22 protein-coding genes, 1 tRNA gene and 1 pseudogene are annotated in these 25,565 nt (G+C 74.5%); 13 read left to right on the top strand and 11 right to left on the bottom strand.

Annotated features, from left to right (window positions below):
• The first annotated feature begins 77 nt into the window (after positions 1-77).
• From AC24FB_RS06040 to ispF, 3 genes are read left to right on the top strand one after another with little or no spacing between them, the layout of a single operon-like run.
• Positions 78-611: a CarD family transcriptional regulator gene (locus AC24FB_RS06040; protein WP_425714405.1), complete on the top strand. Its 534-nt coding sequence runs from the start codon at positions 78-80 to the stop codon at positions 609-611.
• Positions 612-633: 22 nt separating this feature from the next.
• Complete coding sequence (gene ispD / locus AC24FB_RS06035) at positions 634-1,434, top strand: 2-C-methyl-D-erythritol 4-phosphate cytidylyltransferase (RefSeq protein ID WP_425714406.1); 801 nt, start codon at positions 634-636, stop codon at positions 1,432-1,434.
• A 7-nt stretch (positions 1,435-1,441) separates the two neighbouring features.
• A complete protein-coding gene (ispF, locus tag AC24FB_RS06030; RefSeq protein ID WP_425714407.1) occupies positions 1,442-1,927 on the top strand; it encodes a 2-C-methyl-D-erythritol 2,4-cyclodiphosphate synthase in 486 nt (161 codons plus the stop codon).
• Between the two features lie 286 nt (positions 1,928-2,213).
• Here ispF and AC24FB_RS06025 read toward each other — a convergent pair whose 3' ends face one another.
• Positions 2,214-3,647, bottom strand: a complete 1,434-nt coding sequence (locus tag AC24FB_RS06025; RefSeq protein WP_425714472.1) for an MFS transporter — start codon at positions 3,645-3,647, stop codon at positions 2,214-2,216.
• Between the two features lie 160 nt (positions 3,648-3,807).
• Here AC24FB_RS06025 and cysS point away from each other — a divergent pair, with 160 nt between their 5' ends.
• The 3 genes from cysS to AC24FB_RS06010 are packed head-to-tail and all read left to right on the top strand — an operon-like array spanning position 3,808 to position 6,664.
• Complete coding sequence (gene cysS, locus AC24FB_RS06020) at positions 3,808-5,256, top strand: cysteine--tRNA ligase (RefSeq protein ID WP_425714408.1); 1,449 nt, start codon at positions 3,808-3,810, stop codon at positions 5,254-5,256.
• Positions 5,256-6,311 (top strand): 23S rRNA (guanosine(2251)-2'-O)-methyltransferase RlmB, encoded by a 1,056-nt coding sequence (rlmB, locus tag AC24FB_RS06015; RefSeq protein WP_425714409.1) that lies wholly within the window; start codon positions 5,256-5,258, stop codon positions 6,309-6,311. Before cysS ends, rlmB begins: the two co-directional genes overlap by 1 nt.
• A complete protein-coding gene (locus tag AC24FB_RS06010; RefSeq protein ID WP_425714410.1) occupies positions 6,308-6,664 on the top strand; it encodes a hypothetical protein in 357 nt (118 codons plus the stop codon). Before rlmB ends, AC24FB_RS06010 begins: the two co-directional genes overlap by 4 nt.
• A gap of 88 nt (positions 6,665-6,752) precedes the next feature.
• Here AC24FB_RS06010 and AC24FB_RS06005 read toward each other — a convergent pair whose 3' ends face one another.
• The 4 genes from AC24FB_RS06005 to AC24FB_RS05990 form a co-directional block, all read right to left on the bottom strand.
• Positions 6,753-7,976 (bottom strand): DUF4032 domain-containing protein, encoded by a 1,224-nt coding sequence (locus AC24FB_RS06005; protein ID WP_425714411.1) that lies wholly within the window; start codon positions 7,974-7,976, stop codon positions 6,753-6,755.
• 140 nt (positions 7,977-8,116) lie between these two features.
• Positions 8,117-9,241: an ABC transporter ATP-binding protein gene (locus AC24FB_RS06000; RefSeq protein WP_425714412.1), complete on the bottom strand. Its 1,125-nt coding sequence runs from the start codon at positions 9,239-9,241 to the stop codon at positions 8,117-8,119.
• Between the two features lie 215 nt (positions 9,242-9,456).
• Positions 9,457-10,308: a trehalose-phosphatase gene (gene otsB, locus AC24FB_RS05995; RefSeq protein WP_425714413.1), complete on the bottom strand. Its 852-nt coding sequence runs from the start codon at positions 10,306-10,308 to the stop codon at positions 9,457-9,459.
• Positions 10,305-11,954 (bottom strand): alpha,alpha-trehalose-phosphate synthase (UDP-forming), encoded by a 1,650-nt coding sequence (locus tag AC24FB_RS05990; RefSeq protein ID WP_425714414.1) that lies wholly within the window; start codon positions 11,952-11,954, stop codon positions 10,305-10,307. The genes otsB and AC24FB_RS05990 overlap by 4 nt, the downstream gene beginning before the upstream one ends.
• A 198-nt stretch (positions 11,955-12,152) precedes the next feature.
• On the opposite strand from AC24FB_RS05990, the gene AC24FB_RS05985 reads away from it, so the two are divergent.
• From AC24FB_RS05985 to AC24FB_RS05975, 3 genes are all read left to right on the top strand, one after another.
• The gene (locus AC24FB_RS05985) at positions 12,153-14,336 is read left to right on the top strand and encodes a serine/threonine-protein kinase (RefSeq protein WP_425714415.1); all 2,184 of its coding nucleotides are present in this window, start codon (positions 12,153-12,155) and stop codon (positions 14,334-14,336) included.
• Positions 14,337-14,572: 236 nt separating this feature from the next.
• Positions 14,573-15,451, top strand: coding sequence for a DsbA family protein (locus tag AC24FB_RS05980; protein WP_425714416.1), 879 nt, complete (start codon positions 14,573-14,575; stop codon positions 15,449-15,451).
• Between the two features lie 45 nt (positions 15,452-15,496).
• Positions 15,497-15,572 (top strand) — tRNA-Thr (locus tag AC24FB_RS05975).
• On the opposite strand, the pseudogene AC24FB_RS05970 reads toward AC24FB_RS05975, so the two are convergent.
• From AC24FB_RS05970 to AC24FB_RS05950, 5 genes and pseudogenes are all read right to left on the bottom strand, one after another.
• Positions 15,559-17,202: pseudogene (locus AC24FB_RS05970) on the bottom strand (ABC-F family ATP-binding cassette domain-containing protein); the annotation flags it as partial. The gene AC24FB_RS05975 and the pseudogene AC24FB_RS05970 overlap by 14 nt on opposite strands.
• A gap of 239 nt (positions 17,203-17,441) precedes the next feature.
• Positions 17,442-18,119: a uracil-DNA glycosylase gene (locus AC24FB_RS05965; protein WP_425714417.1), complete on the bottom strand. Its 678-nt coding sequence runs from the start codon at positions 18,117-18,119 to the stop codon at positions 17,442-17,444.
• Between the two features lie 10 nt (positions 18,120-18,129).
• Positions 18,130-18,753 carry an AbrB family transcriptional regulator gene (locus tag AC24FB_RS05960; protein WP_425714418.1) on the bottom strand — a complete coding sequence of 208 codons (624 nt, stop codon included), beginning with the start codon at positions 18,751-18,753 and terminating at the stop codon, positions 18,130-18,132.
• Complete coding sequence (locus AC24FB_RS05955; protein ID WP_425714419.1) at positions 18,750-19,280, bottom strand: AbrB family transcriptional regulator; 531 nt, start codon at positions 19,278-19,280, stop codon at positions 18,750-18,752. Before AC24FB_RS05955 ends, AC24FB_RS05960 begins: the two co-directional genes overlap by 4 nt.
• Positions 19,277-20,248 (bottom strand): NAD(P)-dependent oxidoreductase, encoded by a 972-nt coding sequence (locus tag AC24FB_RS05950; RefSeq protein WP_425714420.1) that lies wholly within the window; start codon positions 20,246-20,248, stop codon positions 19,277-19,279. Before AC24FB_RS05950 ends, AC24FB_RS05955 begins: the two co-directional genes overlap by 4 nt.
• Before the next feature lie 414 nt (positions 20,249-20,662).
• Between AC24FB_RS05950 and AC24FB_RS05945 the strand changes: the two genes are divergently transcribed.
• The 3 genes from AC24FB_RS05945 to AC24FB_RS05935 all read left to right on the top strand — a co-directional run bounded on the left by AC24FB_RS05945 (position 20,663) and on the right by AC24FB_RS05935 (position 21,973).
• A complete protein-coding gene (locus AC24FB_RS05945) occupies positions 20,663-20,962 on the top strand; it encodes a DUF3263 domain-containing protein (RefSeq protein ID WP_425714421.1) in 300 nt (99 codons plus the stop codon).
• A 67-nt stretch (positions 20,963-21,029) separates the two neighbouring features.
• Positions 21,030-21,656, top strand: a complete 627-nt coding sequence (locus AC24FB_RS05940) for a LytR C-terminal domain-containing protein (RefSeq protein ID WP_425714422.1) — start codon at positions 21,030-21,032, stop codon at positions 21,654-21,656.
• 137 nt (positions 21,657-21,793) lie between these two features.
• Positions 21,794-21,973 carry a DUF5302 domain-containing protein gene (locus AC24FB_RS05935; protein WP_425714423.1) on the top strand — a complete coding sequence of 60 codons (180 nt, stop codon included), beginning with the start codon at positions 21,794-21,796 and terminating at the stop codon, positions 21,971-21,973.
• Positions 21,974-22,012: 39 nt separating this feature from the next.
• Here AC24FB_RS05935 and AC24FB_RS05930 read toward each other — a convergent pair whose 3' ends face one another.
• Positions 22,013-23,626: a glycoside hydrolase family 15 protein gene (locus AC24FB_RS05930; RefSeq protein ID WP_425714424.1), complete on the bottom strand. Its 1,614-nt coding sequence runs from the start codon at positions 23,624-23,626 to the stop codon at positions 22,013-22,015.
• Between the two features lie 227 nt (positions 23,627-23,853).
• Here AC24FB_RS05930 and groL point away from each other — a divergent pair, with 227 nt between their 5' ends.
• Positions 23,854-25,479 carry a chaperonin GroEL gene (gene groL, locus AC24FB_RS05925; RefSeq protein WP_425714425.1) on the top strand — a complete coding sequence of 542 codons (1,626 nt, stop codon included), beginning with the start codon at positions 23,854-23,856 and terminating at the stop codon, positions 25,477-25,479.
• Positions 25,480-25,565 lie beyond the last annotated feature (86 nt).

Genomic DNA, 25,565 nt, shown 5'->3' with positions numbered 1-25,565 from the left:
GTCTCACGAGGCGCGGAATCACGCCGAAACGGCGTGGTAGAATGGCCTGTCGCCAAGCCTGAGGGAGTACTTCACACATGACGTTCGTAGTGGGCGAGACGGTGGTGTACCCCCATCACGGGGCCGCCCTCATCGAGGACATCACGGTCCGCACGATCAAGGGCCAGGAGAAGACCTACCTCCACCTCAAGGTGGCCCAGGGCGACCTGAGCATCCAGGTGCCGGCCGAGAACGTCGACCTCGTCGGTGTCCGCGACGTCGTGGGCGAGGAGGGGCTCGAGAAGGTGCTCGACGTGCTCCGCGCGCCCCACACCGAGGAGCCGACCAACTGGTCGCGCCGCTACAAGGCCAACGTCGAGAAGATCGCGTCGGGTGACATCAACAAGGTGGCCGAGGTCGTCCGCGACCTCTCCCGCCGGGACACCGACCGCGGCCTGTCCGCCGGCGAGAAGCGCATGCTCGCCAAGGCGCGGCAGATCCTGTCCTCCGAGCTCGCGCTCGCGAAGGACATCACCGAGGAAGAGGCCGAGAGCCTGCTCGACGAGGTCCTCGCCGTCGGGGCCGAGGCCGCCGCGGCCGCGGAGCCCGTCGCCGACGCCCCCGCCTCCTGAGCGGGACGGGCCGGACCAGGTCGTGACCCGCGTCCACTGCGTCCTCGTGGCCGCCGGGTCCGGGACCAGGCTCGGCGCGCGCGGGCCCAAGGCTCTCGTCGAGCTCGGCGGTGAACCGCTGCTCGTCCACGCCCTGCGCGGGCTCGCCCTGGCCGGGGTGCTCGACTCCGTGATCGTCGTGGCGCCGGTCGACCGGACGGACCACGTGCGCGGGCTCGCCTCGGCGACGCTCGCCGAGCACGGGTACCGCGGTGGGGTCGACGTCACCGCGGGCGGCGCGACGCGACAGGCGTCCGTCGTGGCCGGCCTCGCGGCGCTCGACACCCTCGCGAACCCTGACGACGACGACGTCGTGCTCGTCCACGACGCCGCCCGCTGCCTCACCCCGACCGACCAGGTGCGCCGCGTGGTCGACGCCGTCCGCGCCGGGCACGGCGCCGTCGTCCCGGCCGTCCCCGTCACCGACACCCTCAAGCGGGTCGCCGACCCGGTGCTCGGCGGCGTCGAGCCGGTCGTGGCCACCGTGGACCGCTCCGAGCTGCGAGCCGTCCAGACTCCGCAGGGCTTCACGATCGGCGTCCTGCGGTCCGCCCACGAGACCGGGGCCCACCGCGCGGGCGACGAGGCGCTGGCCGCGTCGGACGATGCGGGTCTCGTCGAGGCGCTCGGCGGGCCGGTCGCGGTTGTGGCCGGTTCGACCGCCGCCCTCAAGGTGACGACCCCGTTCGACCTGCGCGTGGCCGAGCTCGTCCTTGCCGACCGTGGTGGTGCCGCGGACGGTGCGGGTGCCGTGGACGGTGCCGTGGCTGCGGTGGGGGACTGAGGCCGCCATGTCGTTGCCCCGCACCGGAATCGGGACCGACGTCCACGCCGTCTCGGCCGACCCCGACCGGCCGATGATGCTCGCGTGCCTCCAGTGGCCCGGTGTCGTGGGGCTCGAGGGGCACTCCGACGCCGACGTCGCCGCCCATGCCGCCTGCGACGCCGTGCTCTCCGCCGCCGGCATGGCCGACCTCGGCACGCAGATCGGCACGAGCGAGCCGCGTTGGAAGGGGGCGTCGGGCGCGGAGCTGCTCGCCGAGATGGCGGCGCGCGTGCGGGCGGCGGGCTGGGAGATCGGCAACGTCGCCGTCCAGGTGATCGGCGCGTTCCCGCGCCTCGGACCGAGGCGGGAGGGGGCCCAGGCCGCGATGACCGCCGCGCTGGGCGCGCCCGTCTCGTTGTCCGCGACGACCACCGACGGTCTCGGGTTCACGGGTCGCCGCGAGGGCGTGGCGGCGGTGGCGACGGCCCTCGTCGCCCGCACCGGAGCGTGAGCGGATCCTGGCGCGTGAGCGGACGCCGGACCGGCACGAACCCACCGCACGTCTGACGGCCCTGAACCGCACTCTCGACCACTGGTGGGGTGCTGAGCCGTTGCCACGGCGACGACCGGCCGGACCGATTCGTCGAGATTGCGGTTGGGGCCCCAACCGCAATCTCGACGACGACGAACCGCAATCTCGACGGAACTGAGTCGCACTCTCGACCAGGTGCGCGGCTCCCAACCACAATCTCGACGGCGACGAACCGCAATCTCGATGAACGGGGTGGGGGGAGGTGTCAGCGGCGGGCGTCCCGGGGCGGCGTGAGGTCGCGGGCGCTGACGGGGATCAGCAGCGCGAGACCGACGGCGAGCACGAGGACGATGCCGAGGATGCCCCAGTACTGGACGTCGTTGCCGGACAGGTCGGTGACCTGCCGGCCGACCCAGAGCGCGACCGCGAACATCGAGGGCGCGAGGAACGACACCGCGCGACCCGTGGTGGCGTACAGGCCGAACACCTCGCCGTCCTTGCCCGGGGGGATGAGCCGCGCGAGGAAGGTGCGCGAGGCGGACTGTGCCGGGCCGACGAACACGCACAGCACGAGCCCGAGGACCCAGAAGAGGGATGCACCCAGGTCGTGCAGCGCGAAGATCCCGATGCCCGCGACCACCATCGACACGAGCGAGATCACGATGACCCGCTTGGGCCCGAACCGGTCGTCGAGCAGGCCGAACGAGATGGTCGCGACGCCGGCCACGACGTTCGCGGCCACCGCGAAGATGATGACCTCGCCGGCGCTGAAGCCGAACGTGCCGGCGGCGATGATGCCCCCGAAGGTGAAGACCCCGGCGAGGCCGTCGCGGAACACGGCCGAGGCGAGGAGGAACCACACGGTGCGCCGGTCGGTGCGCCAGAGGGAGGCGATCGAGCCGAGGAGCCGCTTGTAGGACTGGACGATCGACTCCTTCGGCGCCTCGGCCTCGGCGCCGGTGCGGTCGCGGAGCCGGGCGGAGTCGCGCAGGGAGGTGACGACGAGCGGCGCGGAGAAGAGCACCGTCCACGCGGCCGCGACGAGCGTGGTCACCCGGACGTCCATCCCGTTCTCGCTCGTCACGCCGAACAGGCCGACCTCGGGGTTGATGAGCCCGAAGTAGACGACGAGCAGCAGCACGATGCCGCCGACGTAGCCCATGCCCCAGCCGAAGCCCGAGACCCGACCGACGTTCCGCGGGGTGGAGATGTCGTTGAGCATGGCGTTGTAGTTGACGCCCGCGAGCTCGGACGCGACGTTGCCGACCGCGAGCAGGATGAGCCCGAGCCACAGCCACTGGGCCTCGAACGACCCGTCGGCCTGCACGGCGGGGGCGACGAAGAACATGCACGCGGTGACCACCGCGATGACACCCGTGTACAGGGCGAGGTTGAGCGCGCGGTGCCCGGACCGGTCCGCCCGCTGCCCGGTCACCGGGGCGATGAGCGCGATGACGACCCCCGCGACGGCGAGCACGGCGGCGAGCATGCCGTCGGCCCCCTCCCCGAACAGGTCCTCGTTCGTCAGGTACACGGAGAAGACGAAGGTCGTGATCACCGCGTTGAACGCGGCCGAGGCCCAGTCCCACAGCCCCCAGACGAGAACCTTCGACGGGCGGGCGATCCGGCGGGCCTCCGCGCGCAGGCGGGCCGCCGCGGGGTCCGGGCCCGCCGCGGGGGCGGCGTCGTCGTCGGGCATGGTGCCGGTGGTCGAGGTGCGGGGGGTGGTGGCGGGCGCGCACCGCTCGGGGCGGACGTGGCCGGGGGGCTCCGGGGTGGTCACCCGCGCAACCTAGCCGCACCTGGTGTCGGGAAGGTGACATCGGCGGGTTCGTCGGCGTCGTCGTTAGGCTGTCCCGGTGAGCCTCCTCCTGCACGACACCGCCTCCCGACGGGAGATCCCCCTCGACCCGGTCACCCCGGGCAAGGTCGGGATCTACCTGTGCGGCGCCACCGTGCAGGGTGCTCCCCATGTGGGGCACCTGCGCTCCGCGATCGCGTTCGACGTCCTCGCGCGCTGGCTGCGGCGCTCCGGGCTCGACGTCACGCTCGTCCGCAACGTCACCGACATCGACGACAAGATCCTCGAGAAGTCCGCGCTGGCGGACGCCCCGTGGTGGGCGTGGGCCTACCGGTTCGAGCGCGAGTTCACGGCGGCCTACGCGGCGCTCGGCGTCCTCCCGCCCACCTACGAGCCGCGGGCCACGGGCCACGTGACCGAGATGGTCGCCCTCATGCGGCGCCTCGAGGAGCGCGGCCACGCCTACGCGGGCGACGCCGGGAACGTCTACTTCTCGGTCCGCTCCTTCGACGACTACGGGGCCCTGACCAACCAGCGTGCGGGCAGCTCCGTGGTGGACGAGACGGACGTCGCGCCCGACAAGCGCGACCCGCTCGACTTCGCCCTGTGGAAGGCGCCGCGACCCGGCGAGCCGGAGTCGGCCGCCTGGGACACCCCCTACGGCCGCGGTCGGCCGGGCTGGCACCTCGAGTGCTCGACGATGGCGCACCGCTACCTCGGTGAGACGTTCGACATCCACGGCGGCGGCATCGACCTGCGCTTCCCCCACCACGAGAACGAGCAGGCGCAGTCCCGCGCCGCCGGGTACGGGTTCGCGCGGATCTGGATGCACAACGCCTGGGTGGTCGTGGCCGGCGAGAAGATGGGCAAGTCCCTCGGCAACGCCCTCACGGTCGAGCAGGTCCTCACGCGGGCCCCGGCCCCCGTCGTCCGCCTCGCGCTCGCCTCGGTGCACTACCGCGGCGCCGTCGAGTTCTCCGACGTCTCGCTCTCGGAGGCCGCGGCGCAGTGGGAGCGGATCACCTCCTTCGTGCTGCGGTCCGCCGAGGCGACCGGGGAGGCGGGCGCCGAGGAGCTCGCCGCCGCAGACGCGCTGCCGGCGGAGTTCACCGCCGCGATGGACGACGACCTCGGCGTCTCGGCCGCGATGGCCCTCGTCCACGCCGAGCTGCGGGCCGCCAACGCGGCGCTCGCCGACGCCCGCCCTGCCGACGCGCACACCGGCCAGGTCCGGGTCCGCGCGATGCTCGACGTCCTCGGGCTCGACCCGCTCGCCGAGCCCTGGCGGGCCGGGACGACCGGCGCTGCGGGGGGAGCCTCCGGGGGGAACGCGGCGCACGACGCCCTCGCGGCCCTCGTCGAGTCCGCGCTCGAGGAGCGGTCCCGGGCGCGGGCGGACAAGGACTGGGCACGGGCGGACGCCGTGCGCGACAGGCTCACCTCGGCCGGGATCTCGGTCGAGGACGGTGCGGGCGGGGCCCGCTGGCATCTGGCAGGAGGTGCCTGATGGCCGGGAACTCCCAGCGCCGTGGCGCCGTACGCAAGGCAGGCTCGAAGAAGGCGCCCACCAAGGGGTCGGGCGGCCAGCGCCGCCGCGGGCTCGAGGGCCGGGGCCCGACGCCGAAGGCCGAGGACCGCGAGTACCACCCGGCGGCGAAGCGGGCCGAGGCCAACCGCCGCCGGGCGACCAACGACCCCAAGGCGCAGGCCGCCCTCGCCGCCGACCGTGCCGCGAAGCTGCGCAACCGCCTGGGCATCGCGGCGGACGCCGAGCTCGTCGTGGGCCGCAACCCCGTGGCCGAGGCCGTCCGCGCCGGCGTGACGATGTCCCACGTCCTCATCTCCGGCGCCGCTGCCTCGGACGCCCGGCTCGCCGAGCTCGTGCGCACCGCGACGGCGCTCGGCGCCCCGCTGGTCGAGACCACCCGCGTCGACCTCGACCTCCTCACCGACGGCGGCGTGCACCAGGGCGTGGCGATCGCCGTCGCCCCGTACTCCTACGCCGACCTCACCGACCTCCTCGACCGGGCCGAGCACCGCGGGGGAGCGCCGCTGATCGTCGCCCTCGACTCCGTCACCGACCCCCACAACCTCGGGGCCGTGCTCCGGTCGGCCGGGGCGTTCGGCGCCGACGGCGTGCTCCTGCCCGAGCGCCGCTCCGCCGGCATCACCTCGACCGTGTGGAAGGTGTCGGCCGGCGCCGCCGCCCGCGTCCCGGTGGCTCGGGAGACCAACCTGACCCGCGCGCTCACGGACGCGAAGAAGGCCGGCTGCTTCGTCGTCGGTCTCGACGGCGAGGCGACCACCTCGATCCGGGACCTCGAGCTCGCGACCGAGCCCCTCGTGCTCGTCACGGGCTCGGAGGGCAAGGGGCTCTCGCGGCTCGTGCGCGACACGTGCGACGTCGTCGCGTCGATCCCCATCGCCCCCGACGTCGAGTCCCTCAACGCGGCCGTCGCCACGGGCGTGGCGCTCTACGAGATCTCCCGACGACGAGAAGAGGCGCTCGACGACCGCGCGGCGGACGCGGGGCCGGCAGCGGGGTCGGAGGAGCAGCGATGAGCGACGCGGGCGTGGCGCAGTACCTGGACGAGGCCGCCGAGTCGGTGCTCGCCGGCGACGGGCTCGTGCTCGACGAGCGCGACCCGGACGTCCCGCTCCCGCTGCGCGACCTGTGGGGCTTCTACCGGGCCCTCGCGGTCGACCGGCCGTGGATCCTGCGGGGCGCGGTCGCGGCCGAGCTCTGGGGGGCCAGCCTGCTGCTGCGCAAGCGGTCCTTCGGCGCCCGGTCCGCCGGGGTCCTGCTCCTGGCCGACGCGGTCGGGGAGCTGTTCCTCCAGGCCTACGCCCGCCGGCACACGGACGAGGACGGGCGCCTCGTCCTGCCGCCGCGGCCGCGCGACACCTCGGCCTGAGCCGGAAGGACGAGGCCCGACGGCGAGGGGCTGTCGGCCCCTGGGCGTCGCGCCGTGGCCGGGCGCCCCGGAGGCGCCGCGCGCCGGTTCAGGGGTTGTCGGTGTCGATGACCCGGCGCTCGTCCATCCGGTGGCGCAGCTCGGTCTCGATGTAGGACTGCACGGCCTCGGAGGTCGGCACGTCGCGCCCGTGCGCCTGGGACATGTACCAGCGGTGCTCGAGGATCTCGTGGAAGATCTCCGCCGGCTCGAGCTTGCGGCGCAGCTCGCGCGGCACCGCCCGGACGGTCGGCTCGAAGACCTCGCCCAGCCAGTCGTGGGCGACGACGGCGAGGTCGTCCCCGGGTCCGCCGCGGGTGGCGCGGAACTGCTCGAGGTCGTTGAGCATCCGGCGGCCCTGGTTCTCCTGGACGTCGAGCCCGGTCAGGCGCATGACCTGCCGGTGGAAGTGGCCGGCGTCGACGACCTTGGGCTGGATGGAGACCGTCGTGCCGGACACGTCGGTCGTGATGTCGATCTCGTCGACGTCGTAGCCCAGCTCGTTGAGCCGGTTCATCCGCTGCTCGACCCGCCACAGCTCGCCGGCGCTGAAGCTCTCGCGCCGGGTGAGCTCGGCCCACAGCGACTCGTAGCGGGAGACGATCTGGTCGCCCACCTCGATCGTGTCGATGTCCTCCGGGGCGATCTCACCGGCCTGGAGGTCCATCAGCTCGCCGATGATGTTCGTGCGGGCGAGGTCGAGGTCGTAGCTGCGCTTGGCGTCGGACAGCGGCGGGTGCAGCTCGCCCGTCTCGGCGTCGACGAGGTAGGCGGCGAACGCACCGGCGTCCCGGCGGAAGAGCGTGTTGGACAGCGAGACGTCGCCCCAGAAGAACCCGAGCAGGTGGAGGCGGACGAGGAGCACGGCCAGGGCGTCGATGAGCCGCCCGATCGTCTCCGGGCGCATGTGTTGGCTGAACAGCGCGCGGTAGGGCAGGGCGTACTCGAGGTGGCGGGTGACGAGGGCGGAGTTGAGGGGTTCGCCGTCGGCCCCCGTCCGACCCGTGACGACGGCGAGGGGCACGACGGCGGGGGCCTCGAGGCGCCCCAGGGTCCGCAGGACCTCGTACTCGCGGTAGGCGACCGACTCGCCGATCTCCTTGACGGCGACGAGTCCGGTCGAGGTGCGGACGAACCGGACGACGTGCCGCGAGAGCCCGCGGGGGAGTGCCGCGAGGACGTCCTCCGACCACTCCTCGAGCGGGACGTCCCAGGGCAGGGCGAGCAGGCCGGCGTCGACCACGGACGCGGTGATCTGCCGTTCCTGGGCCACTGGTGGAGCTCCTCCTGCTGCGGGTCGGGCGTCGGCGACCCGGCTCGGGGCGCCGGGGCGCGGCGACGGGGGCGTTTCCTGGGGCGCTCCCGAGGGCGTTCCCGGGGCGCGGCGTGCGCGCCGCGCCCCGGGTGGGTGCCTCAGTGGGGCAGGCGCTCGCCGGTCGAGGGGGAGAAGTCGTGCTGCTCCTCGGGGCGGATGGTCACGTGGATCGTCGAGCCCTTGTCCGGGACGTCGCGGGGGTCGATCCGGATGACGACCTGGTCGGGGTCCTCGCCCGAGCCGACCTTCGCCGCCGCCTCGCGGCCGACGAGCGAGCCGTAGACGTAGGCGTCCGAGCCGAGCTCCTCGACGAGGTTGACGGAGACGGGGAGCGCGCCGGGGGTGCCCTCCGAGACCCGCTCCGTGGACTCCGGTCGGAAGCCGATCGTCACCGCGCTCGCCCCCTCCTCGCGCAGCGCCGCCAGGCTCGCCGGGCTCAGCGGGATGCGGGCCTCGCCGAGGGTGGCGTGGTCGCCGTCGAGGGTGAACTCGCCGATGTTCATCGCGGGCGAGCCGATGAACCCGGCGACGAACACGTTCGCGGGGCGGTCGTACATCTCGCGCGGCGTCCCGACCTGCTGGAGCACGCCGAAGTTGAGGACCGCGATGCGGTCACCCATCGTCAGGGCCTCCGTCTGGTCGTGCGTGACGTAGACGGTGGTGACGCCGAGGCGGCGCTGGAGCGACGCGATCTGCGTGCGGGTCTGGACGCGCAGCTTGGCGTCGAGGTTGGACAGCGGCTCGTCCATGAGGAACACGCGCGGCTGGCGGACGATCGCGCGGCCCATGGCCACGCGCTGGCGCTGACCGCCGGACAGCGCCTTCGGCTTGCGCTCGAGGTAGTCCGTGAGGTCGAGGATCTTCGCGGCCTCCTCCACGCGCGCGGCGATCTCGGACTTCGGCGTCCCGGCGATCTTCAGGGCGAAGCCCATGTTGTCGGCGACGCTCATGTGCGGGTACAGCGCGTAGTTCTGGAACACCATCGCGATGTCCCGGTCCTTCGGCTGGACGTCGGTGACGTCGCGGTCGCCGATGAGGATGCGACCGGCGTTGACGTCCTCGAGCCCCGCGAGCATGCGCAGGGACGTGGACTTTCCGCAGCCGGAGGGGCCGACGAGGACGAGGAACTCGCCGTCGGCGATCTCGAGGTCGAGCGCGTCCACCGCGGGCCGGTCGGAGCCGGGGTAGACGCGGGTGGCCTTGTCGAAGGTCACTGAAGCCATGGTGGTGGTATCCCTTCACCGGCAGGTACGTGCCGGACGATCCGTCGTGAAGAGCGCGGGTGTGTCTACACCGACACGCGCGGGCGCCCCTGTGGCCGACCGCAGGAGCATCATGGCACGCGGCCGGGTCCCGCGGTGGGGCCGGAAGGACCTTGCGCCGAGGTGCGCGGGAGGGCGAGGCGCTCCGTCGGTCGGACGCCCGCCTGCGCGGCCGGTCAGCCGCGCAGGCGGGCGAGCCGGTCGAGCACCGCGGCGACCTCGTCGGGGTCGCCGACCCGGAACCGGGCCGCCGTCTCCCCGTCGCCGACCTTGAGGCCGAGGTCGGCCCCCGTGAGGACGGCGAACGCGTCCTCGTCGGTGCGGTCGTCCCCGGCGTAGAGCACGGCGTCGGCGCCGGTGTCGGCCCGCAGGTCGAGCACCCCGTCGCCCTTGGTCACGGTGAGCACGGCCATCTCGAGGACGTCGTGGCCCGAGATGACGCGGACGCCCGGCAGGCCGGCGGGGCCGGTGAGCAGCGCGGTCGTCGCGGCCCGTGCTGCGTCCTCGCCGAGGCCGCGGGTGTGCAGGGTGACGGAGGCCGGCTTGGCCTCGAGGTGGGTGCCCGGGTGCTCGGCGACGATCCGCTCGGTCTCTCGCAGGACCTCGGCGCGCAGGGCGACGAGCTCGTCGTCGAGGTCGATCGGGTCCGCGGTGATGCCGCCGTCGGCGGTGATCCGGCCGCGCTCCGCGCCGTGGGAGGCGACGATGCGGGTCCCCTCCGGCAGGTCGGCGAGCGAGGCGAGCGTCGTGGCGTCACGGCCGGAGACGACCGCGACGCTGACGCCCGGCAGCTGGGCGAGCTGGTCGACGGCCCACACGGCGGCGTCGGTCATCCGGGAGGTCAGCGGGTCGTCGACCAGCGGGGCGAGGACCCCGTCGAAGTCGAGGGCGACGAGGAGGTGCTCGTGGCGGGCGAGCGCGCCGACCGCCTCGTCGAGCTCGGGGTCGAGGCGCACCGTGAACATCGGGGAGTCGATCCCCGGGCCGGGCACGCCGCGGTCGGCGCTCACGTCGGGCTGCTCGTTCATCGGTCCTCCTGGGTGCTCGCGGCCCCGGTGGCGGGACCGTCGTCGTCGGGTGCGTGTCCGTCGTCGTCGGGTGCGTGTCCGGCGTCGTCGGACGTGTGACCGGAGCCCTCCGCGTGGGCGGAGCCGTTCCCGTGGCCGGAGCCCTCGGCGAGGCCGCGCGGGTGGGCCTGCGCGAGGTAGCCGAGGAAGTCGTCGGCCCAGCGCTGGACGTCGTGCGTCATCACGCGGCGGCGCATCGACCGCATCCGGCGGCGGCCCTCCTGCGCGTTGAGGTGGGTGGCCTGGACGATCGCGGCCTTGAGCCCGTCGATGTCGTGCGGGTTGACCATGAACGCCTGCGGCAGCTCGTCCGCTGCGCCCGTGAACTCCGAGAGGACGAGCGCGCCGCCGAGGTCCTCACGGGCGGCGATGTACTCCTTGGCCACGAGGTTCATGCCGTCGCGCAGCGAGGTCACGAGCGCCACGTCGGCCGCGAGGAACATGGCGGCCATCTCCTCGGGCGGGAAGGACTGGTGGAGATAGCTGATCGGCGCCGAGCCGATGTCGCCGTGGTCTCCGTTGATCCGGGCGACGGCGACCTCGACCTCGTCGCGCAGCACCTTGTACTGCTCGACCCGCTCGCGCGAGGGCGAGGCGACCTGGACGAGCACGGTCTCGTCGGCCTTGAGCAGGCCGTCCCGGACCAGCTCCCCGTACGCCTTGATCCGGTGGAGGATCCCCTTGGTGTAGTCGAGCCGGTCGACGCCGAGGAGCACCGTGCGCGGGTCGCCGAGCTCCTTGCGGATCGCCCGGGCGCGCTCCCGGACCTCGGGGCGGGCGGCCTTCTCGGCGAACCCCTCGGAGTCGATCGAGATGGGGAACGCCCGCGCACGCACCGAGCGCTCCTCCGGCAGCAGCGAGCTCGGCCGGACGCGGACCTGGTCGCCGCGCGTGGGGTGGTCGGTGAGGCGGCGGACCGCGCGCAGGAAGTTCCCGGCGTCGGACTCGCGCTGGAAGCCGACGACGTCGGCTCCGAGCAGACCGTCGACCACCTGGCGGCGCCACGGCAGCTGGGTGAAGATCTCGACCGGCGGGAACGGGATGTGGTTGAAGAAGCCGATCCGGACGTCGGGGCGCCGGGTGCGGATGAGCGACGGGACGAGCTGGAGCTGGTAGTCGTGCACCCACACCGTGCCGCCCTCGGCGACGGTCTCGACCGCGGCGTCGGCGAACCGCTGGTTGACCCGCCGGTAGGCGTCCCACCACTCGCGGTGGAACTCGGGCTGGACGATGACGTCGTGGTACAGCGGCCACAGGGTCCCGTTGGCCATGCCCTCGTAGTAGCGCTCGACCTCCGTCGCGCGCAGGGGGACGGGCACGAGGTGCATGCCGACGGCGTCGAACGGGGCCGGCGTCTCCTCGTCCTCGGCGGTGGCGCCCGTCCACCCGATCCACGCGCCCTCGACCGACTGCATGATCGGTGCCAGCGCGGTGACGAGGCCGCCGGGCGAGCGGCGCCACTCGGTCTCGCCGTCCGGTCCCTCGACCGCGTCGACGGCGAGCCGGTTGGCCACGACGACGAGGTCGTAGCCGTCGCCGGCCGCGTCGACCGGGCCGGTGGTCGCGTCGTCGTCCGTGGTGCTCGTGCTCGTGGTGCTGCGCGTCATCCTGCGTCCTCCTCCGGCGCCACCTGGGCGGCCGCTCCCACCGTAGGCCCACGCGTGCGCGGCTGCACCCGGGTGCGGGCCCTGCGCCGGCGGGGCCGTACCCGGGCCCCGGCCGGGCATCAGGACGGGGCGACGTGCGGGGAGGCCTCGCCGGGTGGCGGACCGGCACGGGGCGCGCGGCCCGGATAGCCTCGGCGCGTGGACAGTGCTGCGGGCCCTGAGCGGGCGGCCGGAGGGTGGGACGGTCCCGACGTTACCGCCGCCCGGGCCGCCGCGACGTCGCGCGACGCCGGACGCGCACGGACCAGCGAGCACGTCCGGGAGCTGGGCGGCTACCGGCTCCTGCGCCGGATCGGGTCCGGAGGCATGGGGGAGGTGCACGAGGCCGTCGACGGCGACGGCCACCGCGTGGCCCTCAAGCTGCTCCACCCGCACGTGGCGCGCGAGGCCGCCTCCCGGGACCGCCTCGCGCGCGAGGTCCAGCTCCTCCACCGGGTCCGCGCGCCCGGGGTGGCCCGGGTCATCGACGCCGAGGTAGAGGACGAGGAGGCCTTCGTCGTCACCGAGCTCGTCGACGGCCCCACCCTCGAGGCGGACGTCGCGGAGCACGGTGCGTTCTCCGGCGAGGAGATCGTCATGCTCGCCCACGGGCTCGCCGACGCCCTCCGCGCCATCCACTCGGCGGACATCGTCCACCGCGACCTCAAGCCGGGCAACGTCATGCTCTCCCCGGAGGGCCCCGTCCTCATCGACTTCGGGATCGCCCAGGTCGTCGACGACGAGCGCCTCACCCAGACGGGCCTCGTCACCGGAACGCCGGGCTACCTCGACCCCGAGGTGCTTGCCGGCGCCGAGCCCTCGCCGGCGTGCGACTGGTGGGCCTGGGCCGCGGTCCTCGTCCACGCATCGACGGCGCGCCCCCCGTTCGGGAAGGGGCCCACCGCCGCCGTCCTCGGCCGGGTGGCCACCGGGCGCGTCGACCTCGAGGGCGTCGACCCGATGCTCTCCCGCGCCCTCGCGGCCGCGCTCAGCCCGGACCCCGCCCACCGGCTCGACCCGGAGACCGTGCTCGCGGTCATCGACGGTGAGATCTCCGGGGCGGACCTGGACGCGCGGATCGCCGAGAGCGCGCGCCGTGCGCCGTCGTCGGCCGTGCACGGGGTGCTGCCCGCCGACGGCGCCGCGACGGGCGTGCTTCCCGCCGCGGACCCCGGGTCCGGCGACGGCTGGACCCGGCGGCCGGTCCACGGCTCCGGCGACCGGTACGAGCCCGCCGGATACGGGCAACCGGGGCAGGGCGACGGTGTCGGAGCGCCGGCGCACCACGGTGGCCACCCCGGTGGCCACGCTGCCGAGGGCCGCACGCAGGTGGCCGACCAGGGGTGGGCCCAGGGCGCCGGCTACGGGGCGGCCGGCGCCGGCGGATCAGCCGCGGCGGGCGGTTTCGCCACGGCGGGAGGCGAGGCGCCGCCCGTCTACCCGGCACCGCGCAGCTACCCGCCCGGCTCGGGCGACCGCTGGTCGGGCGACCAGGCGCACGGGGGCCAGGGGTACGCGGACCAGACCGTCGGCGGCGCTGCGCACGGTGACTGGGCGCGGGACGACCGCACACGTGACGGTCGGTCGCGCGGTGGCTCCGGCGGCCGTCCCCCCGGCCCGCTCGGGCTCGACCGCCCCGAGCCCGCCGCCGGGCCCTACGGCCAGAGCCCCGAGGGGATCGCGGCGTACGGCAACACGGGCACCTCCCTCCCGGACGGTCAGACCGCGCGTTCCTTCCTCGGGGAGGACGGGCGCGTGCCGGACTGGGCCCGGCCCCCCGCGAAGCGGACGGGGATCGCGGCCGCCGCGGGACTCGCACTTGCGGCCCTCGCCCCGCACGCGCCGGGCTGGTTCCTCGTGCTCCTCGTGCTCTCCGCCGTGCTCCTCGCGGCCTGGGGGCAGGCCGACGGCGGGCGCCGCAACGCCCGGCTGCGGCGCGGGGTCCGGGCGGGGGACACGGGGCGGATGCTCGCCGCGATGCCCTGGCACCTCGTGGTCGGCGCGTTCACGAGCGCGATCGGCGTGGTCATCGGCCTCGTCCTTGCGGCGTCGGTCGTCCTGGGCGCCGAGCTGCTCACCGGCGAGCCGGCGACTCCACCCATCCTCCTGCTCGCCGGTCTTCTCGCCGTCTGCGGCGTCTGGCTCGCACCGACGGGCTCCAACGCGCGCGAGGGCTTCCGCTCGGTCGTCGGCACCCTCGCACCGGGGCGGCTCGCGCGCATCGTCCTGGTCGCCGCGCTGCTCGCCGTCGCCGTCGTCGCCGGTGGGACCGCGCTCGTCGGCGCGGCGCCCGACCCGCTGTGGTGGCCCCTGCCCGACCTCACCTCCGTCGTCGCCGACTGACCGGCGCCGGGCGCCGGGTGCGTCCTCCGGGGGCGCGTCGCCGTCGGACCGTGACTCCTCGCCGGCTCGCCCGCGGTCGTTCCCCGGACCTTCCCCCGCCCCCACCCGGCTGAGACACCGGCCACGTTCATCCGTCCGCGTGGTCGACGCCGCCCCGCCGCGCGACGCCCGCGTCGTAGTGTGGGGGCGCCTCCGGCCTGTCGCGGGAGGTCACGGCACGACGGAGGACTTCACCCATGGCCAACAAGGACCGGCTCACCGCCAACGAGCGACGCGAGGCAGCCCGCGAGCGCGCCCGCAAGCTCAAGGCCGAGCAGCAGCGTCGGGCCCGTCGGAACCGCATCCTCACGATCGCGGCCGTGGTCGCGGGTGCCGTGCTCGTCGTCGGCGTCATCGGCTACATCATCTGGCAGGGGACGAAGTCCCCCCTCGACGAGTACGCCGGCCCCGTGCCGGAGAACGTCGAGGAGGACGGCGCGATCATGGTCGGCCAGGACGGTGTGGCCGGCTCCACGACCGACGGCGCGCCGGTCGTCGACGTCTACGCCGACCACACGTGCTCCTACTGCGCGAACTTCGAGGAGGCCAACGGCGAGGGCCTGCAGATGCTCGTGGCCGAGGGCGAGGCCCAGGCGGCGCTGCGCCCGGTGGGTCTGCTCGACCGCTCGGGCGACTACTCGGACTACTCCGGCCGCGGTGTCGAGGCGATGTACGTGGTCGCCGACGGTGCGCCCGAGTACATCTTCGAGGCCAACGACGCCCTGTTCGACCTGTGGCTCTCCAGCCTCGAGGCCACCCAGTCCACGGGCCAGGAGCCCACGGACGAGCAGATCATCGCCGCGCTCGAGGGCGTCGGCGTCCCCTCCGACGTCGCGTCGAGCATCACCGACGACGAGTTCGCCGAGTACGTGGCCGCGGCAACCGAGCAGGCCGTCGCCGACGGGGTCGAGGGCACGCCCACGATCCTCATCGACGGCGACGAGTTCACCGAGGGCCGGTACACGCCGGGCGGCCTCTACCTCGAGGTCACCGGCAACGAGCAGCCCGCCGCCGAGACGCCGAGCGATGCGCCGGCCGAGTCGCCGAGCGGTGAGAGCCCGACCGTCTCCCCCTGACACCTCGCGTACCCTCGGCGCAGGCCCGGCTCCGGCCGGGCCTGCGCCGACTTAGCTCAGCTGGTAGAGCTCCCGCCTTGTAAGCGGACGGTCGCGGGTTCGAGTCCCGCAGTCGGCTCCAGGGCCAGCCGCGGCCAGTGCGCGACGTCGCGGAGCAGCTGCCGGTCGTGCGTCGCCACGACGACCGCCGCCTCCGTGCCCTCGAGCGCCTCGGTCAGCTCCTCGACGAGCGCGATCGACAGGTGGTTCGTCGGCTCGTCGAGCAGGAGGACGTGCGGCCGCGAGGCCAGCGCCAGCGCGAGGTCGAGCCGGCGCTGTTGGCCCATCGACAGGTCGCCGACGGGCTTGCGCTGCTCGGCGGCGCGCAGCAGACCCAGGCTCGACAGGCCGACCACCAGGCTCTCCGGCAGCACGCCGTCGCTCACGAGTCGGCCGACATGGTCCCGGTAGACCGCGTGCGCGGATCGCCGGCCCGGGCGCGGCGACTCCTGCCCGAGCAGCTCGACCCGGGCCCGTCGGGCGGGGCGGGCGGTGCCCGACGTCGGCTCGAGGCGTCCCGCGAGGACGGCGAGCAGGGTGGACTTGCCCGCCCCGTTGGGCCCCGTGACGACGAGCCGGCCACCCGAGGGGACGTCGAGGGTGACGGGCCGGTCGAGGCGCCCGTCGACGGTGACCTCGTCGGCGCGGAGCATCGTCACGCCGGACCGCCCCCGCAGCTCGGGAAGCGAGAGTCGCAGGGGCGGCTCGGGCACCGAGAGCGCCTGCGCGTCGAGGGCCTCCTGCCGCCGGTGCACCGAGGCGACCAGCCCGGGCGCACGCGACTGTCGCTGGTGCTTGCCCGTGCCCTTGTCCGGCCGCCAGCCCGTGACGAGGCGGTCCTGCGCGGCCGCGAGGTCCTGCTCCAGCTGTGCACGGGTGGCCCGCTCGGCCTCGAAGTCGGCGACCCAGCGCTCGTACTGGGCCCGGCGGCCCTCCTGGTAGCCGGCGAACCCGTCGCCGTAGACGGTGGGGCGGCCGTCCGGGCTCGGGTCGAGGTCGAGGATCGTCGTCGCGACGTCGGTGAGCAGTGCCCGGTCGTGGCTGACGAGCACCACACCGCCCGCATGGCCGCGCAGGGACTCGGTGAGGTGGTCGAGGCCGGCGGCGTCGAGGTGGTTGGTCGGCTCGTCGAGCAGCAGGAAGTCGTGCTCCGCTCCGAGGAGTGCGGCCAGGCGTACCCGGTAGCGCTGCCCGACCGACAGCTCGGCGAGGGGCCGTGCGCGGTCGGTGACGGCGCTGAGGCGCTCGAGCGCGACGTCGACCCGGCGGTCCGCGTCCCAGGCGTCCAGCAGGGTCGCGGTCTCGAGGGCGGTGGCGTAGCGCGTGTCGGCGCCGCTCACACCGTCGGCGAGCTCCGCCGCAGCCGAGTCGAGCTCGGCGAGCGCGCGCCGGGAGTCGGCAAGCTCGTCGTCGACGAGGTCGCCGACCGTTCGCCCGTCGTCGGAGGGCATCTCCTGCTCGGCGACGCCGATCGTGCCTGTCCGCACGACCGTGCCGGTGTCGGGCGTGAGGTCGCCGACGAGGACGTGCAGGAGGGTCGACTTGCCCCGGCCGTTCTCGCCGACGATCCCCCAGCGGGAGCGGGGCGTGACCGCGAGGTCGACCCCGGTGAGGACGGGGTGACCGCCGCGGGCCAGGGTGACGTCGGTGGCGGCGAGCTGCGCATGGTCACGCGCGGGCAGGGTCGGTCGCAAGGGTGGGGTGAGAGTCATCAGGTCCTCCGGACGGAGGCGCGTGCGGCGCTCCGTCTCACGGGTGCCGGCCGCAGGGCCGGTCAGCGGGTGGGGTCCGTTCGGCCGACCCGCGGGCCGCAGGGGCGGGCGGGTCGGGGACGGGGTCCCTCAGAGGAAGAGGAGCTGATGTGCCACGGCACCCATCGTAGGTGCCGCGCGCGGCGCGTGCCGGTGATTTTCGCTGACGGGCGACGGGCGGACGGGTGCGGGGCCGAGGTCTACGGCAGCCGCCAGTCGATCGGCTCCGCCCCGGCGGCGACCAGGAGCTCGTTCGTCCGCGAGTAGGGGCGCGACCCGAAGAACCCGCGGTAGGCGGACAGCGGCGACGGGTGCGGGGACGCGACCACGGGCGTGTCGCCGAGCATCGGCCGGAGCGTGCCGGCGTCGCGCCCCCAGAGGATCGCCACGAGCGGCTGGTCGCGGCGGACGAGCACCTTGATCGCGTGCTCGGTGACGGCCTCCCAGCCCCAGCCCCGGTGCGAGCCCGCGGCGCCGGGTCGGACGGTGAGGACGCGGTTGAGGAGCATGACCCCGCGCTCGGCCCAGGGGCTGAGGTCGCCGGTCGAGGGGGTGGGGGCCCCGACGTCGTCGGCCAGCTCTGTGAACATGTTCCGCAGGGACTTCGGCACGGGCCGCACGTCGGGCGCGACCGAGAAGCTGAGCCCGATCGGGTGCCCCGGCGTGGGGTAGGGGTCCTGGCCCACGACGAGCACGCGCACGTCCGCCAGCGGGTAGGTGAACGCTCGCAGGACGTTCTCCGCCGGCGGGAGGTACGTGCGGCCGGCGGCGAGCTCGCCGCGCAGCTTGTCGCCGAGGGCGGCGATCTGCGGGGCGACGGGCTCCATCGCGGCGGCCCAGCCGGGATCCATCAGCTCGGTCAACGGGCGGGTCGGCATACCGGCGAGGCTAGTCGGGGACCGGGTCGGCGGCTGGGCCGCGTCCCGTGGCCGGACCGGGTCCGGTGTCCGAGCCCGGGGGCGGGTCGGCGTCCGGGCCGGTGGCCGGAGCGGGACCCGCCGCGCCGCCGCTCCCGCCGAGATACCGGGCGAAGCGGACGAGCAGCGGCAGCGTCCACATGACGACGAGCAGGCGCACGAGGTGCATGCCGGCGACGACCGCGCTGTCGACCTCGAGGGAGATCACGGCCGCCACCATCTCCCCGACCCCGCCGGGAACCATGCCGAGGACGGCCTCGGCCGGAGGGAGCAGGCCGAGCCCGTGCAGGGCGAACCCGAGGCCGACGCCGAGGCCGACCACGAGGACGACCGCGATGACGCCCGGGGTCAGCAGCCGGGCGAACTCCTTGAAGATCTCGGGGCCGATCGTGGCCCCGATCGCCGCCCCGACGAGCACCTGCGCGACCGGTGACATGGGGGCGGGCATGACGGTGGTGCCGCCGATGACGAGGTGGGCGGCCGCGGCGCCGACGACCCCGCCAGAGATCGGCCACATGGGGACGCGCAGGAGGCGGAAAAGCGCGGCCACCGCCACGCCGCCGCCGAGGATGGCGAGGACCTCGAGCCAGTTCATCGGGTGGAGAGGTAGGCGACGAGCAGCGGGAGCGCCACGAGCACGATGACCATGACGCGGACGGTGTGGATCGCGACGACCACCGACGTGCGTGCGCCCCAGTCCATCGACACGGCGACGATCTCGCTCAGCCCGCCCGGAGCGGTGGCGAGGACCGCCGTCATCGCATCGACCTTGTAGCGGCGCACGAGGAGGAGCGCGAGCAGGACGTTGAGGAGCAGGAGGAGGGCCACCGAGGCGAGCACGGGGAGCGCGATGCGCGCGAGCACGGACAGGGCGTGTGGCTCGAGCCGCACCCCGGTCAGGCACCCGATAAGGACGAACCCGACGACGCGGAACCCGCGCGGCATCGTCACCGCCGACGTCCCCGGGATCGCCCGGTTGGCGAGCGCGGCACCGATGACCGAGCCGAGGAGGATCCCGGCCGGTACGCCGAGAAGGTCGAGCAGGGCCGCCCCCGCCGCCGCCCCGGCGAGGACGCGCGCGATGCCGCCGAGGGATGCGAGCCGCCCGCGCCCGTCCGTCACAGGCCAGCAGCCCCGGGGTTGACCTCGTCGTCGGACAGGGTGCCGTCGAGGTGTGCCTCGAGCTGGTCGGCCGCGATCGTCGCGAACTCGTCGAGGACCTCCTCGACAGTCCACCCGATGTGTGGCGTGATGAGGGCGTTCGGCAGGGTCCGCAGGGGAGAGTCGGGGGCCAGCGGCTCGTCCGCGAACACGTCGAGCCCCGCAGCTGCGAGCGGTCCGGAGCGCAGCGCCTCGACGAGCGCAGGCTCGTCGACGATCGCCCCGCGCGAGGTGTTGACGAGGACCGAGCCCTCGCGCATCGACGCCAGCTCGGTCGCCCCGAGCAGCCCGCGCACCTCGTCGGAGAGGCGCAGATGGATGCTGACGACGTCGCAGGCGGGCAGGAGCTCGTCGAGCGGGACCCGCGGGATGTCGGGGTTGGGGCTCGTCGCGCCGGGGCGGGCCCAGCCGACGACGTCCATCCTGAAGGCCTCGGCGATCCGGGCGACGTTCGCTCCGTGCCGCCCGGTGCCGAGCAGCCCGAGGCGGCGCCCCGCCAGCGTGCGGCCGGTCAGCGCCGGCCACCCGCCCGCGCTCATCTCGCGCACCGCGGTGGGTAAGTGCCGCAGCGCGCCGATCATCAGGGCGAACGTCAGCTCGGGCACCGCCGCGCGGGGGCCGTGCGCGCGCCGGCCGTGGGTGACGACGATCCCGCGCTCGCGCGCGGCCCCGAGATCGACGTGGTACGCGTGCCCGCCGGACTGCAGGAGAACCTTGAGCGACGGGAGCCGGTCGAGCGCGGCGGCGTCGAACCGGGTGCGCTCGCGCACGGCCATGACGTACTCGACGTCTGCCAGGTCCGCGTCGGGGACCTCGGCGAGCGGGCGATCGAGCACGGTGACGTCGGCGCGGGTCCGCATGCGCGCGATGCCCTCGGAGCGGGCGAGGAGGCCCTCCCAGTCGTCGAGGACGACGACGCGCGGGCTCATGCGGTCGCTGCCGCGACCGGCGCGCCGACCTGGGCGGAGGGGTCGACGGCGGCGGTCGCGTCGGCGATCGGGGACAGCGAGATGCCGCCGCTCGACGACGAGGGTGTGTACCGGGTGACGATGGACGAGTACCTCGAGAACGTCGACGCGGACACGGAGATCTGGCTGTCGTTGTTCGACTACACGAGCTGACCTCGATCCAGGAGAGCAGGCGACCGCCCGGGCACGGCACCAGCCGTGCCCGGGCGGTTCGCGTCCCCGCGGAGTCAGGTCGGTACCCGACGTCGGCCAGACCCGTGCCGAGCACCACCGCGCGGTGAATGACAACGCTGTCGTTCTGCCCCTACCATGGCCATCGCGAGACCCCCGCCGGCCGATGCCGACGGGCCGACCAGGACGGACGAGGAGCGTGGCATGTCGGCAGCGGTACCCGAGGCCGGATCGGGCACGGGGCGCGCCGCGGCGGACGGCCTCACCGAGGTCGAGGCCGGCGTGCTCGACGTCGAGCGGCGCTGGTGGCGCTACTCCGGCGTCAAGGAGACGGCGATCCGGGAGCGGCTCGGCATGAGCGGGACCCGGTACTACCAGATCCTCAACCAGCTCCTCGACTCCGAGGCTGCGCTCGCCCAGGACCCCATGCTCGTCAAGCGGCTCCGCCGGCTCCGGTCCGAGCGGCACCGCGAGCGCAGCGTGCGCCGGCTGCAGCTGCCCTGAGAGACGGGTCCGTGTCCCCTGAGCGAGGGTCCGTGACTGCCCGCCGTCGCCGGGTAGCGTGACCCGCGTGAGCGCTCCTGACCAGTACCCCGAGGACGAGTTCGACCGGGCCGCGCGCGAGCGTGCGGCCCACGGCTCGCACCGCGAGCGCGCGCGTCGCGCCTCCATGCTCCCGCTCATCGCGGTCCTCGCCGCCCTCGTGGTGGTCGTGTGGGTGGCCGCGCTGCTCATCGGCGGGGGCGACGACGAGACCGCGACCGAGCCCGGCCCGGCCCCGAGCCAGGGACCGGTCGAGAGCCCCTCCGAGGAGGGCGGCGGCGAAGCACCGTCGGACGGCGGGGGAGAGGCCCCCTCCGAGGGTGGCGGCGAGTCTCCGTCCGAGGGCGGCGAGGACGCACCTGCGGGCGACGTCGACCTCGCGACCGACGTCCAGGTCCTCAACGGCGCCCGCGTGGCCGGTATCGCGGGCCGCACGGCCGAGACGCTCGGCGCGGCCGGCTTCACCAACGTGACGGCCGACAACATCGGCGACGGCCCGCCCGAGACGTCCACCGTCTTCTACGCGGACCCCGCGGACGAGGCCACGGCGCAGGAGGTCGCGGACGCCCTGGGCATCGAGGCCGTCGAGGAGGACGCCGAGCAGGCCGCGGCGGCGTCCGTCGTCGTCGTGCTCCGTCCCGACTTCCAGGAGTAACCGCCTCCCGGACCGGCCGCGCGCCGGGCCCGCGCCGGCCCCGACCTCCTCAATTCGCTGGCCGCCCCTGCGACCTTCGCGCAGGATGGGTGACCCGGTCCGCGGAGCCGGACCGTCGAGGAGCGAGAGGAGGCGTCATGTCTGACAGCGAGACTCAGCCGACCGCCGAGGACGTCAAGGCGAAGATGCGCGAGGCGCTCGAGCGGAAGAAGGCTCGGGGCACCGCGGCCCACGGTGACGGCGGCCACGGCGAGGGCAAGGCGCATGACGTCGCCGCGCCCGACCTCAAGCGCACGTTCCGACGCAAGTCGGGCTGAGCCGGGGCTGCGGCCGTCCACGGGCGGCCGCAGCTCACCTCAGTCGGCCGATCCCTGCCCCTCGGCGGTCGGGATCTCCGCCGGCAGCTGACCGGCCTCCTCGAGGGCGAGGACGGCGAGCACCACGTTCGCGGCGGACCACGCGAGCGGCGCGACCGCGGCGGGCGACCCGTCGGCGAGGACCTTCTCCGGGATCGCACCCGAGGCCGTGCGATGGGCCTCGACCCACGCGAGCCGACGCACGGCGTCGTCGGGCCGATCGTTGACCGCCGCGACCCACGCGTACAGGCTCGTCTGCGGGGTCCACGAGATGCCGTCCCGCCGCCAGCTGCTGCCCGGCGCCAGCCCGCCCGCGGGCCGTGCCATCTCGCCCGCGGACACGAGCCACGCGGCCTCGGCCCCCGCCGGAGGTGCCTCGGTGAACGGCGGGAGCAGGAACGACGTCGAGGCGTCCCGGCCCGACACCCCGCGAACCGCCGCAGTCGGGTCCCACGAGGCGTACCGCGTCCAGCCGCGCACGCCGTACGACGCCTCGAGCGCCTGGCCGAGCGCGTCCGCACGCCCTCGCGCCCGGTCGGCGAGCTCGTCCTCTCCGAGCGCCTCGAGCAGGGCGGGCGCGGCCTGCAGCCCCGCCCACTGGGGCGCGACGGCGCCGAGCGGCAGCCGGTCCTCGGGGATCTCCCAGTAGTCCGACGTGGGCTCCGGGAGCGGGCTCGGTCCGTCGGTCGCGGCGAGCACCGCGGTGACCGAGTGCTCGATCATCGGTGCGAGCGCCTCGAGGACCGCAGCGCAGTCCGGGGGATCGCCGGTCCCGGCGTCGGCGTCGGCGCCGGCACCGTCGTCGGTCCCGGCCTCCTCGCCCCCGCCGGCCGCCTGCTCCTCGCAGGCCTCGACGGTGAGCCCGGCGGACCACAGGAGCCACCCGGGGCCGTCGCCCTGGGGCGGCCGGTCGTCCGGCGTCCCGGACAGGTCGGGCAGGTAGCGGGGCGCGAGCAGCCCGTCGTCGGCCTGGGCCTCCCCGACGGCGACGAGCGCGTCCGCCGCGTCCTCGACGTGCCCGGTCCGGGCGAGCGCGACGGCGACGAACGCGGTGTCGCGCGGCCACACGTACTGCCACCGCGGATGCCAGGCGGCCAGCACCACGCGCTCGTCGGTGTCCGCGACCGGTCCGGACGTGCCGCGGCCGCCCTGGAGCGCGTGCAGGTCGAGCAGGGCGCCCGCGACCAGCTCCTCCCACTGCGTGCCGTCGCCGGGGACGATCCCGTCCGCGAGCCACCGCCGCTCGCGCGCCGCCTGGAGGCGGGCGGCCGGGAGGTCGGTGGCCCTCTCCGGCACCACCACGCGCGACCCGGGCAGGTACTCGGCGTCCCGCCCCGCGGGCAACGAGCGCACGAGGCCGTCCGCCCCGGTGCCGAGGCCGTCCTGGTAGAGCGCGATGTAGGCCGACGTGCCCCCGCGCTGACCCTGCACCACGTTCGCGCCCGTGACGAGCGCGAGCGAGACGAAGGCGAGCACCGCAGCGATCGCCACCCGGGTCCGGGTGCGGGTGCGGCGGCGTGCGGGGCGCGTGGCGTCGGAGCTGCGCCCGGTGCCGTGGTCCCGCCCGGTGCCTGTCTCCGCACCCTGCGGAGCGGTCGGTCGGTCGGCGGCCACCGGGGCACCCTACGTGCGCCGCTCGCGCGGCGGGGCCACGCCCCGGTCTCCTTGCACTCGACCATCGAGAGTGCCAGACTCGGAGTTAGCACTCTCGACCCGAGAGTGACAATCCACCGGCCCGGTGAGGCCGTCCGCCGACGCGGGACATGAGCGCGTCGCGCGGCGGTCGTCCGTCGCGGGCACCTCGGCCGGAACGCCACCACACCGTGGAGGAACACACCAGCATGGCCAAGAGCATCGCTTTCGACGAGGAGGCCCGGCGCGGGATGGAGCGTGGGCTCAACGTCCTCGCCGACACCGTCAAGGTCACCCTCGGCCCCAAGGGCCGCAACGTCGTCCTCGAGAAGAAGTGGGGCGCCCCCACGATCACGAACGACGGCGTCTCGATCGCCAAGGAGATCGAGCTCGAGGAGCCGTACGAGAAGATCGGCGCCGAGCTCGTCAAGGAGGTCGCCAAGAAGACGGACGACGTCGCGGGTGACGGCACCACCACCGCCACCGTGCTCGCCCAGGCGCTCGTGCGCGAGGGCCTGCGCAACGTCGCCGCCGGCGCCAACCCGATCGCGCTGCGCCGCGGCATCGAGAAGGCCGTCGAGGTCGTCGTCGAGCGCCTCTTCGCCGACGCCAAGGAGATCGAGACCAAGGAGCAGATCGCCGCGACCGCCGCGATCTCCGCCGGCGACCCGGCCATCGGCGAGCTCATCGCCGAGGCCCTGGACAAGGTCGGCAAGGAGGGTGTCGTCACCGTCGAGGAGTCGAACACCTTCGGCCTCGAGCTCGAGCTGACCGAGGGCATGCGCTTCGACAAGGGCTTCCTCTCGCCCTACTTCGTCACCGACGCGGACCGCCAGGAGGTCGTCCTCGAGGACGCCTACGTGCTGCTCGTCGAGTCGAAGGTCTCCAGCGTCAAGGACCTGCTCCCGCTGCTCGAGAAGGTCATCCAGTCGGGCAAGCCGCTGGCGATCATCGCCGAGGACGTCGAGGGCGAGGCGCTCACCACGCTCGTTCTCAACAAGATCCGTGGCACGTTCAAGTCCGCCGCCGTCAAGGCGCCCGGCTTCGGCGACCGCCGCAAGGCGATGCTGCAGGACATGGCCATCCTCACGGGCGGCCAGGTCATCTCCGAGACCGTCGGCCTCACGCTCGAGAGCGCGGACCTCGACGTCCTCGGTCGCGCCCGCAAGGTCGTCATGACCAAGGACGAGACCACGATCGTCGAGGGCGCCGGCGAGGCGGACCTCATCGAGGGTCGCGTCCAGCAGATCCGCGGCGAGATCGAGAACTCGGACTCGGACTACGACCGCGAGAAGCTCCAGGAGCGTCTCGCCAAGCTCGCCGGCGGTGTCGCCGTCATCAAGGCGGGCGCGGCCACCGAGGTCGAGCTCAAGGAGCGCAAGCACCGCATCGAGGACGCCGTCCGCAACGCGAAGGCTGCCGTCGAGGAGGGCATCGTCGCCGGTGGTGGCGTCGCGCTCATCCAGGCGGCCACCGCGCTCGAGTCGCTCGCGCTCGAGGGTGACGAGGCCACCGGTGCGAACATCGTCCGCACCGCGGTCGACGCCCCGCTCAAGCAGATCGCGGTCAACGCCGGCCTCGAGGGCGGCGTCGTGGCGGAGAAGGTGCGCGGCCTCCCCGCGGGCCACGGCCTCAACGCCGCGACCGGCGACTACGAGGACCTCCTCGCCGCCGGCGTCAACGACCCGGTGAAGGTCACGCGTTCGGCGCTGCAGAACGCCGCGTCCATCGCGGGCCTGTTCCTCACGACCGAGGCGATCGTCGCCGACAAGCCGGAGAAGGCCGCCCCGGCCGTCCCGGGCGGCGACGACATGGGTGGCATGGGCGGCTTCTGATCCGCTGAGCCCACCCGGGCAGCACGTCGACGGCGGGCCGTCTCCCCTCGCGGGAGGCGGCCCGCCGTCGTCCGTCCGGGGAGTGG

The sequence above is a fragment of the Georgenia sp. Z1344 genome, from assembly GCF_057652375.1.
The sequence above is the reverse complement of the archived record's forward strand: the minus strand, read 5'-3'. Positions and strand labels throughout refer to the sequence as shown.